At 47.4% G+C, this 15,850-nt stretch carries 11 protein-coding genes; 8 read left to right on the forward strand and 3 right to left on the reverse strand.

What is annotated here, in order from left to right; translation table 11 throughout:
- Positions 1–118 precede the first annotated feature (118 nt).
- Together HHL17_RS18290 and HHL17_RS18295 are read left to right on the forward strand one after the other, a co-directional pair.
- Positions 119–1,768, forward strand: a complete 1,650-nt coding sequence (locus HHL17_RS18290; RefSeq protein WP_169226259.1) for an alpha-L-fucosidase — start codon at positions 119–121, stop codon at positions 1,766–1,768.
- A 10-nt stretch (positions 1,769–1,778) separates the two neighbouring features.
- Positions 1,779–2,798 (forward strand): aldo/keto reductase, encoded by a 1,020-nt coding sequence (locus HHL17_RS18295; protein ID WP_169226260.1) that lies wholly within the window; start codon positions 1,779–1,781, stop codon positions 2,796–2,798.
- 34 nt (positions 2,799–2,832) lie between these two features.
- Here HHL17_RS18295 and HHL17_RS18300 read toward each other — a convergent pair whose 3' ends face one another.
- Positions 2,833–3,726, reverse strand: coding sequence for an AraC family transcriptional regulator (locus tag HHL17_RS18300; protein ID WP_169226261.1), 894 nt, complete (start codon positions 3,724–3,726; stop codon positions 2,833–2,835).
- A 191-nt stretch (positions 3,727–3,917) separates the two neighbouring features.
- Here HHL17_RS18300 and HHL17_RS18305 point away from each other — a divergent pair, with 191 nt between their 5' ends.
- A complete protein-coding gene (locus HHL17_RS18305; protein ID WP_169226262.1) occupies positions 3,918–5,393 on the forward strand; it encodes a xylulokinase in 1,476 nt (491 codons plus the stop codon).
- A 23-nt stretch (positions 5,394–5,416) separates the two neighbouring features.
- Positions 5,417–6,745, forward strand: coding sequence for a xylose isomerase (gene xylA / locus HHL17_RS18310; RefSeq protein WP_169226263.1), 1,329 nt, complete (start codon positions 5,417–5,419; stop codon positions 6,743–6,745).
- Between the two features lie 146 nt (positions 6,746–6,891).
- Here xylA and HHL17_RS18315 read toward each other — a convergent pair whose 3' ends face one another.
- Positions 6,892–7,776: an AraC family transcriptional regulator gene (locus tag HHL17_RS18315; RefSeq protein WP_169226264.1), complete on the reverse strand. Its 885-nt coding sequence runs from the start codon at positions 7,774–7,776 to the stop codon at positions 6,892–6,894.
- 211 nt (positions 7,777–7,987) lie between these two features.
- On the opposite strand from HHL17_RS18315, the gene HHL17_RS18320 reads away from it, so the two are divergent.
- The 3 genes from HHL17_RS18320 to HHL17_RS18330 all read left to right on the forward strand — a co-directional run bounded on the left by HHL17_RS18320 (position 7,988) and on the right by HHL17_RS18330 (position 12,454).
- Positions 7,988–8,998 (forward strand): zinc-binding alcohol dehydrogenase family protein, encoded by a 1,011-nt coding sequence (locus HHL17_RS18320; protein ID WP_169226265.1) that lies wholly within the window; start codon positions 7,988–7,990, stop codon positions 8,996–8,998.
- A gap of 417 nt (positions 8,999–9,415) precedes the next feature.
- Positions 9,416–11,503, forward strand: coding sequence for a beta-galactosidase (locus HHL17_RS18325; RefSeq protein ID WP_169226266.1), 2,088 nt, complete (start codon positions 9,416–9,418; stop codon positions 11,501–11,503).
- A gap of 351 nt (positions 11,504–11,854) precedes the next feature.
- The gene (locus HHL17_RS18330) at positions 11,855–12,454 is read left to right on the forward strand and encodes a hypothetical protein (protein ID WP_169226267.1); all 600 of its coding nucleotides are present in this window, start codon (positions 11,855–11,857) and stop codon (positions 12,452–12,454) included.
- Between the two features lie 41 nt (positions 12,455–12,495).
- On the opposite strand, the gene HHL17_RS18335 is transcribed toward HHL17_RS18330, so the two are convergent.
- A complete protein-coding gene (locus HHL17_RS18335; RefSeq protein ID WP_169226268.1) occupies positions 12,496–13,407 on the reverse strand; it encodes a sugar phosphate isomerase/epimerase family protein in 912 nt (303 codons plus the stop codon).
- 372 nt (positions 13,408–13,779) lie between these two features.
- Between HHL17_RS18335 and HHL17_RS18340 the strand changes: the two genes are divergently transcribed.
- Positions 13,780–15,714 carry a glycoside hydrolase family 97 protein gene (locus HHL17_RS18340; protein ID WP_169226269.1) on the forward strand — a complete coding sequence of 645 codons (1,935 nt, stop codon included), beginning with the start codon at positions 13,780–13,782 and terminating at the stop codon, positions 15,712–15,714.
- The last annotated feature ends 136 nt before the right edge of the window (positions 15,715–15,850 follow it).

Consider the following 15,850-nt stretch of genomic DNA (forward strand, 5'->3'; position numbering starts at 1 on the left):
GGCCGGTATTTCGGAGTAAGTTTGATTTGTTAACTATGGTTTACTGTTAGAAGCCGGGAATTGCCAGTACAAACAGGTAATTCCCGACATATAACAGCAGCCGGTAAAATTAAATTCCATGAAAAGAAGAACGCTGATAAAAGGCCTGGCTGCGGGCCTGTCAACTCTATATTTATCGGATCTCTATGCACACAGTTTATTAAAGACCCAGTCAATTCCACGTATGGCGCCGGGTCCATTTAAACCTACCTGGGATTCGCTTGGGCAATATCAGGTACCTGACTGGTTTCGTGATGCAAAGTTTGGCATCTGGGCCCACTGGGGACCACAATGTCAGCCCGAACGTGGCGATTGGTATGCCCGCGGCATGTACCAGGAAGGGAGCGATCAGTATAAATATCATCTTCAGAAATATGGTCATCCTTCTAAGTTTGGCTTTAAGGATGTCATCAATGATTGGAAGGCGGAGAACTGGCATCCGGAAGAACTGGTTGCTTTATACAAAAAGGCCGGTGCCAGGTATTTTATGGCCATGGCCAATCACCACGATAATTTAGACTTGTACGATAGCAAATACCATCCATGGAATACTACTAAGCTGGGACCCAAAAAAGATCTCATCGGGGGCTGGGCAAAAGCGGCCAAAGAACAGGGATTGCCCTTCGGAGTTACCGTTCATGCATCCCATGCCTGGACCTGGTACGAGGTGGCACAGCGTTCCGATAAAAGCGGACCTTATGCCGGCGTTCCTTATGATGGTAAGCTGACTAAAACAGATGGCGGTAGTAAGTGGTGGAAAGGATTTGATCCGCAGCAATTATATGCTCAAAGTCATGCATTGAGCAAAGACAGTCTGAATGATGATAGTATGACGGACCATTGGGATTGGGGGAATGGTGCCAATGTCCCGGGGAAAGCTTACTGCGACAACTTTTTAAACAGGACCATTGATCTCATCGATAAATATGGACCGGAGCTCGTTTATTTTGATGACAATGCGTTACCGCTTTGGCCAATAAGTGATGCCGGGTTAAAAATAGCTGCGCATCTTTATAACACCAGTATCAAAAAACACGGAAAATTACAGGCCGCCCTGTTCGGGAAAAAGTTGAACGAGCAGCAACGCCAATGTATGATATGGGATATTGAGCGTGGACAGAGCAACCAGATAGAACCGCTGCCCTGGCAAACGGATACCTGTATTGGGGGCTGGCATTACGACCGCCGCCTGTTCGATAACAAAAGGTATAAAAGTGCTAAAACAGTCGTACATACACTGGTGGATGTAGTCAGCAAAAATGGTAATCTTTTACTGAATGTTCCTGTACGTGGGGATGGCACTATCGATAGTGAAGAGCGTGCAGTGGTAGAGCAGGTAGCTGCCTGGATGCAGGTCAACAGTGAAGCCATCTACAGTACACGTCCCTGGAAAGTATTTGGGGAGGGACCTGCCACGGAATCAGTAGCTGCTTTAAGTGTTCACGGCTTTAATGAAGGGAAAGGCAAACCATTTGTGGCAGAAGACATTCGTTTTACGACGAAGGGTAAAACATTGTATGCTGTCATGTTGGGGTGGCCACAAAATAATGCGATATCGGTGAAGGCCCTGGCTGCAAACAACCAGGTAGGAAAAGTGAGCCGGGTAAGCCTGCTTGGAAACGACAGGCTGAGCTTTCAGCAAACATCCGAAGGCCTGAAGGTTCAGTTGCCGGAACAACCGCCCTGTAAAGAAGCTTTTGTTTTGAAAATTGAAGGTGCGATCGTCTGAATATTCTGGTATGGAAAAACTCATATGGCCGGAAGTCATTTTTGGCACCAGCGGGTTAGGAAATTTATATGTAGCGCTCCCTGATGACATGAAGCTATCCATTGTTAACGAATGCCTGAAATGTTCGCAGGGCCCGGTTGTATTTGATTCCGCTGGTAAATATGGCGCCGGGCTGGCACTGGAGGTTTTGGGCCGGAGTTTGAAACAATTGCAGGTCAACCCTTCGGATGTGCTGATCAGTAATAAGCTGGGGTGGTTGCGTACCGAACTAAAAACGACGGAACCCACTTTTGAACCGGGCGTATGGCGAAACCTGGAACATGATGCCGTTCAAAAAATAAGCTATCAGGGCATCCTGGAATGTTATGAACAAGGCAATAAATTATTGGGTGATTATCCTGCGGAACTGGTGTCAGTACACGACCCCGACGAATACCTCGCGGCATCGAAAAATGAACAGGAACAGCAGCAACGTTACCAGGATGTACTGGATGCTTACCGCGCCCTGCATGAATTGAAAAAGGCGGGTAAGGTCAAAGCCATCGGTGTAGGAGCAAAGGATTGGCGGATAATAGCGAAAATAGCAGAAGAGGTAAAACTGGACTGGGTGATGATTGCCAATAGTATGACTATCCATAGTCACCCTGCAGCCTTGGTGGAGTTTATGTTAAAGCTGAAGCACCAGGATATAGCGATTATAAATTCGTCTGTTTTTAATGGAGGCTTCTTAACGGGATCTGCTTATTATAATTATCAATTAAAAGATCCGGTAAAAGATAAGGCATTGTACGATTGGCGGGAGCAGTTCTACCGGTTATGTTTCGATTATAATATAAAACCGGTAGCAGCATGCGTGATTTTTGGCATGAAGGCGCCTGGGGTCAGGAGTATCGCTTTAAATACTACACAGGCGAAAAGGGTGGCACAAAATGTTGCATTGCCTCATTCCATCATCCCCGGTGAATTCTGGAAGGAAATGGAAAGTGAAGGATTGATTGATCCTGCTTATGCTTCCGGTTATTTGGAATGATTGTTTGGAACGGGTAAAACCCTGTGCTATGTCTCTATTGTTCAGATAATATTCTATAATCATAGTCTACTGTAAATTGGATGGATGGATGTTTTGTCATCTTCCTGAATGCTGATGGGGGGATCGACTTATACTTCAAAAACTGTTTATTAAAATTTGCAAGCGTATTGAAGCCGCTTTCGAAACATATTTCAATCACGCTTTTGTTAGTGTCTTTCAGGAGCTTGCAGGCATAACCTATCCTGATTTCGTTCAGGTAATCGATATAGGTCTTTTTGGTGCTTCTGCGGAAATATTTACAGAATGCAGGTATGCTCATGTTTACTACCGCCGATACTTCCCGGAGACTGATTTTATTCCGGAAGTTACTGTTGGTGTATTGAAGTATCAAATCGATTCCTTCCTGTTTTAGACGATAGGTAGTGTCTGGCGCCTGTGAGGATAGTGTTATATAGTCTGCTGATTCAGCCATCATATTCAGGCATTGAAAGAGGCTGATGATGCGCGCAAAGCGTTGCTGATTTTCCAGGTCCCGGATAATACAAGCCATTTTTTCCCTGTGATTACCGGATATCTTCAATCCCCTTGTTGCAGCCTGCAGAAGATTTTTTACATACGCTCCTTCAGGCAAATTAATCAGATCGCTACCCCAAAAGTCACCGGGGAATTGAATAACCACTGCGCTGGTAATTACATCTCCGGACTTTTGAAAGGTATGGGGCAGGTTGGGCGCAAGGAAGAATATGTCGCCTGGTCCGAAATCTCCAATGTAATCTCCCACAAAAGCGGTCCCTTCACCTTCCAAAATCAAAATGAGTTCATATTCGTTATGTTGATGCCAGGGTACCTCAAAGTTAGGTGTACGGTACGTTCTGGCTACAAAGGAAGTGTTCTCAGATAATGTAAGTTTCTCTATTAGCGGCTTCATGACATTTATGAGTAAAAATATTATAATGTATTACGTGAAATCTGTGGTTGCTAAGATATGAATTCTCCGCAGCCGGTCGATTGGATTTTTATTGTCACGGTATATAATAGTTTATGTTTCTCAGATAATAGGAGTGGTGGCGGGGAATGCCATCACGTATCTTTATTGAAATTTAATTCAAATTAACCGTCATGTATTTTATTGGTTACGATATTGGTTCTTCTTCCATAAAAGCTGCATTGCTGGATGCAGATAGCGGCAGATGTGTGGCATCTGCCATCAGTCCTTCCAGGGAGATGCCTATACAGGTGCCATATAGCGGATGGGCAGAACAGGAGCCGGAAAGCTGGTGGCGGGAAATAATCGCTGCCACAGATTTACTAAGGCAACAAGTCCGGATTGATTCCCTGACCATTGGTGGTATCGGTATTGCCTACCAGATGCATGGGCTGGTATGTGTAGATAAACAACAGCAGGTGCTGCGCCCGGCCATTATCTGGTGCGACAGTCGTGCGGTGCATATAGGCAATAAGGCTTTCAATGCATTGGGAAAGCAATACTGCCTCGATCATCTGCTTAATTCCCCTGGAAATTTTACGGCTTCCAAATTGCGATGGATATATGAAAATGAACCACATATCTATGAACGCATTGATAAGGTCATGCTGCCTGGAGATTTCATTGCCATGAAACTTACGGGGGATATACGTACAACTGTTTCTGGTCTGTCAGAAGGGGTCTTATGGGATTTCAAAGCCAATGCCATCAGCAGGAAATTATTGGACTATTACAATATAGATGAAAGCCTGGTACCTGCCGTAGTGCCCGCCTTCGGTGTACAAGGGGCACTTACCGCCGCCGCAGCAGCGGCGTTACAGCTGCCGGCGGGCATACCTGTTACTTACCGTGCAGGTGATCAGCCGAATAATGCTTTGTCGCTCAATGTGCTGCAGCCAGGGGAGGCCGCAGCTACGGCAGGTACTTCGGGCGTTGTGTATGCCGTGCATGACAAACATGCAGCTGACCAGCAAAGCCGTGTTAACACCTTCGTACACGTCAGTAATGATGAACAGCATCTCCGTGACGGCGTATTGATGTGTCTCAACGGGACAGGGATAGCCAACAGCTGGTTGAAAAATATGCTGGGTGATATTGATTATGTTGCCATGAACAGCGAAGCTGCAGCATGTGCTCCCGGCGCAGATGGCCTGCTGGTATATCCATTTGGCAACGGTGCGGAGAGGATACTGGGCAGCAGGCATATAGGCGCTTCCGTCAGACAGCTGGATTTCAACCGGCATGGCCGGAGACAAATGTTGCGGGCTGTGCAGGAAGGGATTGTTTTTGGCCTTAACTATGGTTTAGACATCATGTCCGCTATGGACCTTAAAATTCATCGGGTGAGGGCAGGCAATGCCAATATGTTTCTCAGCCCGTTATTCCGTGAAATATTTGCCAATACGGCCAATACGGTGATAGAACTGTATAATACCGACGGCGCGCAGGGAGCAGCGCGTGGAGCAGCTATAGGCGCAGGATATGTGAATATGGAAGAAGCATTCAGGGGAATGGAGCGCCTGATGGTCATTGAGCCGGAAGCGGCCCTTCAGGCACAGTACCATGATGCCTACGGCAAATGGCTCACCGAATTACGTTCAAAGTTATAATATCATTTTAAAATCCACCTTTTATGAGCATTACACTTGGAAATCACGAATATTTTAAAGGGATAGGAAAGATCAGCTACGAAGGACCGCAGTCTGACAATCCACTCGCCTACAAATGGTATGATGAAAACCGGATTATCGCTGGAAAATCCATGAAGGAGCTTTTCCGCTTTGCAGTCAGCTACTGGCATACCTTCTGTGGTACCGGCGCCGATCCCTTCGGACCAGGCACCAAAAATTTCCCCTGGCTTGCATCCACGGATGCTGAACAAAGCGCCAAAGACAAGATGGACGCCGCGTTTGAGTTCATTACCAAATTGGGGTTGCCCTACTACTGCTTTCATGATGTAGATCTGATTGATGAAGGTGCAGATCTGGCTACCTACGAGAAACGTATGCAGCTGATAGTGGACTATGCCCGCCAGAAGCAGGCCGCCAGCGGCGTTAAGCTGCTCTGGGGTACGGCCAACGTATTCAGCCATCCAAGGTATATGAACGGCGCCGCTACCAATCCTGATTTCACGGTGGTGACCTACGCCGGCACACAGGTGAAAAATGCACTGGATGCCACCATCGCATTGGGTGGAGAGAATTATGTTTTCTGGGGAGGCCGTGAAGGATATATGACATTGCTGAATACAGACATGAAAAGGGAGCAGGAGCATCTGGCACGCTTCCTGTCTATGGCCCGCGATTATGCACGGAAGCAGGGTTTCAAAGGAACATTCTTTATTGAACCTAAACCTTGCGAACCTACCAAACACCAATATGATTTTGACAGCGCCACCGTTATCGGTTTCCTGCACCGGTACGGGCTGGAAAAGGACTTTAAACTGAATATTGAAGTCAACCACGCTACGCTGGCGGGCCACACTTTCCAGCATGAGCTGCAGGTGGCAGCAGATGCCGGTATGCTGGGCAGCATCGACGCTAACCGCGGAGATGCGCAGAATGGTTGGGATACAGACCAGTTTCCGACAAACCTGAATGAACTCATTGAAAGTATGCTCATCATCCTGGAAGCAGGAGGGTTCTCCGGTGGAGGCGTGAACTTTGACGCCAAAACCCGCCGTAATTCAACAGACCTGGAGGACATATTCCATGCGCATATCGGAGGCATAGATACTTTTGCGCGGGCTGCCGTGATTGCAGAAAAAATATTGACGCAAACGTCCTATAAAAAATTCCGCCAGGACCGCTACGCCTCATTTGATACGGGCAAAGGCAGGGAGTTTGAAGAAGGGAAGCTTTCACTCGAAGACCTCCGGCACCTGGCCTTCGCAGGAGGAGCACCTGCGCAGATCAGTGGAAAGCAGGAGTGGCTGGAGAATCTTATCAACAGTTGTATCTAATACTGTCAATAACGATGCAGCCATAAATTATATTCAAATCAGCTTCATGATATATAACATGTCTGTCGCTAAAACGCCAAACACAGCAGGAATGCTGTGTTTGGCGTTTTATATAACGACGGTATTATCCTGCCTTATGCCTGTTTTCATTTCGGGGCATCGCTTACTGCAAGAAGCCGGATCCTCTTTTTATAATTTCCTGGATTTTCCCCGGTTTGTTTTTTAAAGAAACGGTTGAAATACGCGTCGTTCTCAAATCCAAGGCCGTAAGCCAGGTCTTTGATCGCTATGTCGCGGGTCATCATTATCCGTTGTGCCTTTTCTATTTTCTGCCCGTTAATATATTTTCCCGGTGTGCAGCCCATATCTCTTTTGAATAGCCGGATAAAATGGTCTTTGGTAAGGAAGCTGTTCTCTGCCAGGGCATCCACGCTGATAGGCTTGTGCAGATGGGTGCGTATGTAATGCAGTGATTGCTGGATACGCTTGTCAATATGCAGGTTCTTATCAGTAGCCTGCATCAGGAACCTGGATATGATCTGCCTGATGATGCCCTGTGTCTCCATTTCGTAGCCCAGGGGCGCCGCATTTTGGCGGGCTATGTTCCGGACAAGCGTGGGAAGGTTGTCATAAGACCAGGGATCGAAATGCGGCAGTTTCCGCTCAGGATGAATGCAGGCAAGGCGTTTGATCAGCTGTATGGTCAATGGGTCGGCTTTTATCTCTACAGGAACATCTATCAGATCAAAGAGGCTGGAGTGATTACCCTGTTCTTCATAAATGTGGATGTAATACAAAGACAAATGTCCTTCGCATTTGTACCCGTGACTGGTATAGGCCGGCGTAAGGTACAGATGGTTCTTTTTCAGGTCATAGGTTTTATCCTCGCGGATAAGCCTGGCAGTACCGCTTTCTACAAAGTGCACCCTGATAAAAGGGCTGCAGACTTTCCGCCAGTTCCAGTCGGCATGGTGTACGGCATGGCCGATGTTTAGCAATATGAAGTTGGGGGGTGCCTGTTCTCTGCTCATATCGTTAAATCTGAAAATAAGAAATGTCGATAAAGTACAATTTTTTATCGATATAAGTAAAGTCTGAAAGTAATACGATAGGTATTTTTGGGAGAAATATAAACGGTATTTTTCAATAAGGGACTGACCTGTAGGTCTTCGTCTGATGTCTTTAGTCATCTATGCCGACAACTACCGTCCCGGAACAATGTCGCTTTTTAAACAGAGGTCCATGCGGATAATTTCATGTATTAAGCCGGGGAAGTTGGAATACCGTGATGTTCCGGAGCCGGTATGTTTACCCGGTTATTCCATCATAAAAATCCGGCGTATCGGGATATGCGGTACCGATATCCATGCTTTCGGAGGCACACAGCCCTATTTTAGCTATCCCCGTGTGCTGGGGCATGAGCTGGCGGCCGAATTTGTGGAAGGCGATGCGCCGCGCCTGCGCAAAGGGGATATGGTCACCATTATTCCCTATCAGCACTGTGGTAGGTGTATCGCCTGCCGCAGTGGACATACCAACTGCTGTCAGCATATGCAGGTGATTGGTGTGCATATTGACGGCGGAATGGCTGATTTACTGATGGTGCCGTCACGCCTGCTACTGTCTGCCGAAGGACTGGACCCTGACCGGCTGGCATTGGTGGAGCCTTTTGCTATTGCGGCGCATGGTGTTAGACGGGCTGCAGTATTGTCACAGGAAAATGTGCTGGTGGTAGGAGCAGGGCCCATCGGGCTGGCAACAATGGAAATGGCGGCTATTGCAGGGGCTGATGTGCTGGCTATCGACGTGAATGATAACCGGCTGGCCTGGGCGAAAAAGATAGAAGGGGTAAAAGCGACCTTCAACGCGCTGGACGAGCACCTGGAAGAGCGGCTAAGAGATGCCACAGATGGCGATATGCCCACCGTCGTAATAGATGCTACCGGCAACCTGGATGCTATCAACAATGCCTTTCGGTTCATGTCGCACGCAGGCCGGTACGTGTTGGTGGGACTGCAAAAGGGTGACATCACTTTTAATCACCCGGAATTCCATAAACGCGAAGGGACACTGCTCAGCAGCCGCAACGCTACCCGGAAAGATTTCGATTGGGTACTGGAACATATCCGTGCCGGCAGGATCACTCCTGAAAAATACATCACCCACCATATACACTTTAACGATATAGTGGAGGAATTCCCTGCCCTGATTGCCGATGCGAACATTGTAAAGGCAATGATCAGTCTCGATTAGGGAAGCCTTCCGTGAAGCTGCCCGGAAGAGGCACATTATTTTGAAATGCATGCAGCGGAATTAATTTAATAACAATGAGGCGGGGATAGGCGGGAACGGCCAGCGGAAATCAGGTATTTGTAACAAATCAACCCGCTGATTGAAACAATAGGGGACCATCAATACGGATATAGCGCCCTATTTTTACAATACCTAATCCACGTATATGAAACTTCAACTGTTCCGCGGTCGCAAAGGCCTAAGGCAATTTATTGCACTATTGAAAGCATTATCACTACCGGATATACTATTTATACTGTCGTCATTTATCAGAAAAATTGCACAACCACTAATACCCCTGATTCTCGAACATTCATGCAATCGGATTTCCATCCGGTTGCTTTAGGGTATTTAGAGTTTAATTATAAAATCTGGTAAATGAAGAAAAGTATTTTGCTGTTATGGCTATTGGCGACGCTAACCGTATCGCAGGCATTCTCACAACAGGACCATCCCTTTTTTCCGGCTAAGCGCCTGATCACAACGGGTATTTATTATTATCCCGAACACTGGGACCCGAACCTCTGGGAGCGCGATATCAAAAGGATTTCGGAGATGGGCTTCGAGTTTGTGCACCTTGCGGAATTTGCATGGTTTAAGATGGAACCGGAGGAAGGCAAGTTTGACTTTGCCTGGCTGAACAAAATAATGGACCTCTGTTCAAAGTATCATCTGAAAGTGGTGATGTGCACACCCTCCGCCACTACGCCGGCGTGGATGCGCCATCAGTACCCGGAAACTTTCCTGGTGAACAGCCAGTATATCCGTGGCGAACACGGTACCCGAGGTCTGGGATCGGTTGTGAACCTGGTATACCGCCGCTTTGTGGAAACCATCGTGACTAAAATGGCGCAACGTTATGGGAAAAACGAAAATATCATCGGCTGGCAGCTGGGTAATGAACCGGACGCGAAGCCCGATTTCAGTCCTTCTTCACAGGAGGCATTCCGGCAATGGCTGAAAAATAAATACCATTCTATCGATACGTTGAACGCCGTATGGGGTACCGCTTTCTGGAGCCAGTGGTATAACAACTTTGATCAGATTATCCTTCCGAATGTGGACCTTGTTGGCTGGTGGGGCAGCAACCCGCACGCCGTGCTCGATTTCAAACGCTATCTGGCAGATGCGCAGGCGGAATTCCTCGACTTTCAGGCCAATACCTTACGGAAGAATATTTCACAACATCAGTTTATTACCACCAATTATACGGCGGTATCTCCCGGCGCTGACCCGCGGCGCACAAAGCAGCTGGATTTCGCTACGTACACTGCCTATCCGAATGGGGGAACTTATAACATCGGCAAACAGGGATTCCGATTGGGCAATAGCAACGTGATCCTCTTTGCTGCAGAATATTACAAATCAGTGGGCGGCGTCAGCGGCGCTATGGAAATACAGCCGGGAACGGTGAACTGGGGCAACTTTACACCGTTACCGTTGCCAGGTACCGTACGTATGTGGCTGTACCACATTTTTGCCGCCGGTGGAAAGCTGGCCTGCTCTTATCGTTTCCGCCAGATCAGCTATAGCGCGGAACAGTATCATTCCGGTATTATGCTAACGGACGGCGTAACGCCGTCGCCGGGCGGATATGACTATATGCAGTTCATGAAGGAAATGAATGCACTGCGGAAGGAGGCTGATGTTGAAGCGTCACTACCTGAAAAACTGGCGAAGCGTTCCACCGCTATCCTGTGGAATCTGGAGAACTACTGGTCTTTCGATCAGCAGCGGCAAACCAGACAGTGGGATTCCTGGAATTATCCTGTCAAATTCCTCCAGATAGCCAAATCTTTCGGCGCCCAGGCAGATGTGGTTTCGGAAACAGCTGATCTATCGAAATACAAATTTGTGATCGTACCTGCTTATGAACTGGTGGACAGCGGGCTGATAAAAAAATGGCAGGAATACGCTGCCAACGGCGGGCATCTGATCATTACCTGCCGCACAGCAGCTAAAAACCGTGCGGGCTACCTGTGGGAAGCCGGTTGGGCTGCGCCATTATCAACCTTGATAGGCGCCCGCATTAACACCTTCGATATGCTGCCGGACCAATATTACGGAGACGTACAAACGAAGTCTGGCCACTACAACTGGAATAACTGGGGCGACCTGCTACAGCCGGATAAAAACACAGCGGTAATGGCTGTCTACAATGATCAGTTTTATAAAGGCGCTGCCGCCGTGGTAAAACGTCAGCTCGGTAAAGGCACCGTTACCTACATCGGCGTAGACACCGACGACGCCAAACTGGAAACGGACGTATTACGGGATGTCTACACAGCAGCAGGGGCCACTACGGAAAATTACCCGCCGGGTGTGTTTGCCTATTGGCGGGATGGTTTTTACGTGGCAGTGAACTATTCTTCTGATGATTATACCATGAACATCAGCTCACCTGCAAAAATATTGATCGGAGAAAAGACTATAAAACCAGGCGGCGTACTTGTCTGGAAAGAATAACCTGTTGAACAATATCCTCAAACTTTAACCATTTTATTATGCCACGTACAAATGTTACACGCTACGTTCCCTGTTGCATGCGCATAGCGGTGCAACTGTTGGTGCTGCTTTTTACAGGACTGTCCATGTCAGCTCAATTGCCTACGGCCCCATCTATATGGCATCTATATGGAGCAATTACACATTTTCATTATCCTGAATTGATATTTGATGCGTTTTATTATAAGGTGGATAAGAAAATGTACAACGTTAACCTACATTCTTTCCTGAATTTCGTACCGGGTGTGCAGGTGAAAAATCTGCGTCCGCGCGTTAGTCAGCTAGGTTATTCAACCTATACCCGTTCACGTTATGTCACTATCCCTGAAACGGCTGCACCATACCTCCGGTATTGTTCTCGCCTCTTTTCTGTTATTGCATATAGGTAATCATCTGTTTGCGCTGGGCGGACCGCAATGGCATATTACGGTCATGAATATACTAAGACATATATACCGGTTTTGGCTGGTAGAGCTTGTGTTGCTGTTCTGCGTAGGTTTCCAGGTGGTCAGCGGAGTAAGCTTTGTGGTCAGAAAGGGATTTGTTCGCCAGCCTTTTTATGTGGTGGTTCAGGTATTAAGCGGTTTGTACTTATCCTTTTTTATGATATATCACGTACAGGCCGTATTGCGGGGGCGATTACAGTGGAAGATGAACACCGATTTTTACTTTGCGGCCGGCGTGGCCAATCATTATCCGGAGAAATTGTTTTTCATCCCTTATTATACTTTGTCGCTGGTAGCGGTGTTTGCGCATATCGCTGCGGCGCATTATATCAAAAGAATGGAGCAGCGACCGGACCAGCACCTGCTGCGCAGGTATAAAAATGAAACGCTCGGTATTTGTCTGGTGGGAAGTGTCGTTACCTTCCTGATCATGATCGCTTTTACCGGGGTGTTATATAAGATTTAAAAAGCGTTTCCGGTACCCGTGGTACCGGAAACGTTGCTTAGTTACAAGAACTTTCGGAGTTTGCGCTTAAAGAAATGAGCGTTTTCGGTGATACTGTCCATGGCGTCGCCGGTGCGGAAGTTGCCGCCCTGTTCCAGGAAATAATATTGCATGCCTGCCATACTGAAGTCCGGCAGGATTTTCGTATAGTCAATAGTGCCCCTCCCTAATTCAGTATAGTCCTCCGTTTTAAGGTCCATGTCTTTAATATGCCACATCACAAAACGACCCGGCTGTTGTTTGAAAAAATCAACAGGCTGTTTTTTCGCGGCGCGCACTATCCAGTACATGTCCATTTGTAATTTCACCAGATCAGGATCTGTTTCCCGCATGATGATTTGGTAGCCGTTGATGCCGCCATGGTCAATAAACTCAAAATCATGATTGTGATAGGCAAACCCAAGACCAGCTTTCTTTACCCGTGCTCCAATGGTGTTTAGCCTGGATGCCAGTAGTTTAAACTTGTCAATGTTCCTGTCTTCCGGTGCCAGCCAGGGCCAGGTGATATATTTTTGGTCCAGCTGCCTGGCACCTTCAATGCATTGATCAACATAGGAGAGGAGTTCTGTTTCTGGCGTGTTCAGGTATTTAAACAGATCATAGTGACCGCTGGCGGTGGTTAATCCGTTGTCCTTCAATAGTTGGTTAAAGTCTTTCGCACTACGGCCATAGTAACCGATCTGCGCAGGGTCGAATCCATATGTTTCCACATCCTGGTATCCCAGGCCCGCTACTCTTTTAAGCGTACCGGCAACGTCTTTTTCCATGGCTTCGCGGATGGTATACAGTTGCAGGCCCATTTTAAACCGGGGTTTGGCCAATGCAGCAAAGGCAGAAGAGGAAATGAGGGCTGCCGCTGCAGTCATGCCGGATTGGGCGAGGAAATTTCGCCGGCTGATGAAGTCCGATTTCATAGATAACAGATTAGGTTTATTAAAAATAAAAATAAATAACTGTTTAATTGACAAATTATTTTATGATAGCGAATAGAAATTTGTTTTGCTTATCCAGTTTGTTAAATTGCTTGCCATGACTGGTATACACTGCGTTATGACTGCTGCCGTTTTAATGCTGAAAAATAATTGTAAAATTGACATTTTTTTGTTTTCTTGCAGACAGATAGAATTCCACGTTATGCACAGGTTATTTTTCTGCAACAGCGGTCCTTGAATGGTGTTACAGGCTGGCGACGCTGTTGCAGAAAATTTTTTAACCACTTGCTACCGGAAAACAAACCTGCATTTCCCTTATGCAGCCAGTTTTAAAAATCAGATAATACCGTTGAAATGAAAAGATGGACACTACTATTGCTGGGCTTCATCACCAGTACGGGGATGTTGTATGCGCAGCAATTGACCATACAAGCGCCCAACCGGAAAATAACCGTGGCGCTTTATTCCAAACAAACGGCAGACGGTAGTGAATGGTACATCAATGCCGTTTATAATACCAACGGAAAATCATCGGTGGTCATTCCTCATATTGGTCTGGGCCTGGTCCGCAACGACCAGGATTTCTCAAAGCATCTAAAACTCCTGAAGACAGGAATGCCACTGCTGATCAATGAAAAATATACCGCGTTGCATGGAAAGAAGTCGGTTTGCACCAACCAGGCCACCGAAGTGGCCGCCGCCTTTGAAAATCCTGCGAAGGAAAAATTGAATGTGATCATCCGGGTATATAATGATGGTATCGCCTTCCGCTACGAATTCCCGGAAAAGAAAGGAACATTTACGGTAAAAGACGAATTGACCACCTATTCTATTCCATCAGCAACAAAGCGCTGGATGGAAAAATGGAACACGGCCAACGAAGGCTTTTATACCGCCATGAAAGATGACAAGGTACTTAAACAGGAATGGTGCTACCCGGCGCTTTTCCAGCCGGAAGATAAATCCTGCTGGTTCCTGCTGCATGAAGCAGATGTAGACCGCAACTACTGCGGCAGTAAGCTCAGTAACACGGCTGACTCCTCCGGATACAAAATCACTTTCCCTGATCTGCAGGACGGCAAAGGGATAGGGGCTGCTGCACCGGTGATCACATTGCCATGGAAATCGCCCTGGCGGGTGATCATGATGGGTGACCTTCCCGATATCGTGGAATCCACCCTTGTGGATGACGTGTCATCTCCCTCCGTCATCCAAAATACAGGCTGGATAAAACCAGGTTTAGCATCGTGGAACTACTGGTCAAACAACCACGGCACCCAAGACTATAAAATTGTCAACCACTTCACAGACCTTGCTGCTGAAATGAACTGGCCTTATACATTGTTCGATTGGGAATGGGATGCCATGGGCAACGGTGGTAATCTGGAAGATGCTGTCAAATACGCCTTGTCAAAAGGAGTGAAACCGCTGATGTGGTATAATTCCGGCGGGCCGCATACCGATGTTTCCGCCACGCCGCGCGACCGGATGCTGACCCATGAAAGCAGGGTAGCGGAATTTGCTAAATTAAAACAGCTGGGCGTGGCGGGCGTTAAAATCGACTTTTTCGAAAGCGAAAAACAGGATATGATCAAATACTACCTGGATATCCTGGAGGATGCCGCCCGCGCTGAAATGATGGTATATTTTCATGGTTGCATTGTTCCGCGTGGCTGGGCAAGGACATACCCCAACCTCATGACTTACGAAGCGGTACGTGGCGCAGAGTGGTACAACAACAGTCCTGAATTGACCCCGGTGGCGCCTGAACATAATACGGTCCTTCCCTTTACCAGAAATGTGGTGGGTGCCATGGACTATACGCCGGTTACCTTCACCAATTCACAATTCCCTCATATCACCTCATACGGGCATGAGCTGGCCTTAAGCGTATTGTTTGAATCCGGTATACAGCATATGGCCGACAGGCCGGAAGGCTACCAGGATTTGCCTGGCGCGGCCCAATCCTTTTTAAAAACGGTGCCCGCTGCCTGGGACGACACTAAACTGCTAGACGGATACCCAGGGCAGGACGTGATCATCGCCCGGCGTAAGGCGGATACCTGGTATATCGGAGGAATCAGTGCAGGGCAATGGGCGAAAAAGAAAACGATCAGGTTCAACTTCCTGAAAGAAAATACAAAGTACAAGCTGACATTAATAGCAGATGGCATCCACGATAAAGCGCTTACCACCCAATACAACGTAATTGATAAAAGCAGCATCCTGGAAGTGAAACTGCTCCGCTCCGGAGGTTTCGCCGCCACGATTGTGCCCGTCCTTCAATAACCCGTTAAATACCATTTAACGGAAACAATCACAAGGCTGACCTCTTTGGTCAGCCTTTTTTTATGCTGCAGAATCTCCGTGTATAACGTCGTAGCCCTGGTACTCAGCGGATTGCAACATTTGATACCCTAAAATG

This window comes from Chitinophaga fulva, assembly GCF_012927205.1.
Lineage (GTDB): Bacteria > Bacteroidota > Bacteroidia > Chitinophagales > Chitinophagaceae > Chitinophaga > Chitinophaga fulva.

What these genes read in the sequence shown, in the direction of transcription:
- HHL17_RS18290 (WP_169226259.1), top strand. Translation starts at nt 119, where the DNA reads ATGAAAAGAAGAACGCTGATAAAAGGCCTGGCTGCGGGCCTGTCAACT.
- HHL17_RS18295 (WP_169226260.1), top strand. Translation starts at nt 1,779, where the DNA reads ATGGAAAAACTCATATGGCCGGAAGTCATTTTTGGCACCAGCGGGTTA.
- HHL17_RS18300 (WP_169226261.1), bottom strand. Translation starts at nt 3,726, where the DNA reads ATGAAGCCGCTAATAGAGAAACTTACATTATCTGAGAACACTTCCTTT.
- HHL17_RS18305 (WP_169226262.1), top strand. Translation starts at nt 3,918, where the DNA reads ATGTATTTTATTGGTTACGATATTGGTTCTTCTTCCATAAAAGCTGCA.
- xylA (WP_169226263.1), top strand. Translation starts at nt 5,417, where the DNA reads ATGAGCATTACACTTGGAAATCACGAATATTTTAAAGGGATAGGAAAG.
- HHL17_RS18315 (WP_169226264.1), bottom strand. Translation starts at nt 7,776, where the DNA reads ATGAGCAGAGAACAGGCACCCCCCAACTTCATATTGCTAAACATCGGC.
- HHL17_RS18320 (WP_169226265.1), top strand. Translation starts at nt 7,988, where the DNA reads ATGCGGATAATTTCATGTATTAAGCCGGGGAAGTTGGAATACCGTGAT.
- HHL17_RS18325 (WP_169226266.1), top strand. Translation starts at nt 9,416, where the DNA reads ATGAAGAAAAGTATTTTGCTGTTATGGCTATTGGCGACGCTAACCGTA.
- HHL17_RS18330 (WP_169226267.1), top strand. Translation starts at nt 11,855, where the DNA reads ATGTCACTATCCCTGAAACGGCTGCACCATACCTCCGGTATTGTTCTC.
- HHL17_RS18335 (WP_169226268.1), bottom strand. Translation starts at nt 13,407, where the DNA reads ATGAAATCGGACTTCATCAGCCGGCGAAATTTCCTCGCCCAATCCGGC.
- HHL17_RS18340 (WP_169226269.1), top strand. Translation starts at nt 13,780, where the DNA reads ATGAAAAGATGGACACTACTATTGCTGGGCTTCATCACCAGTACGGGG.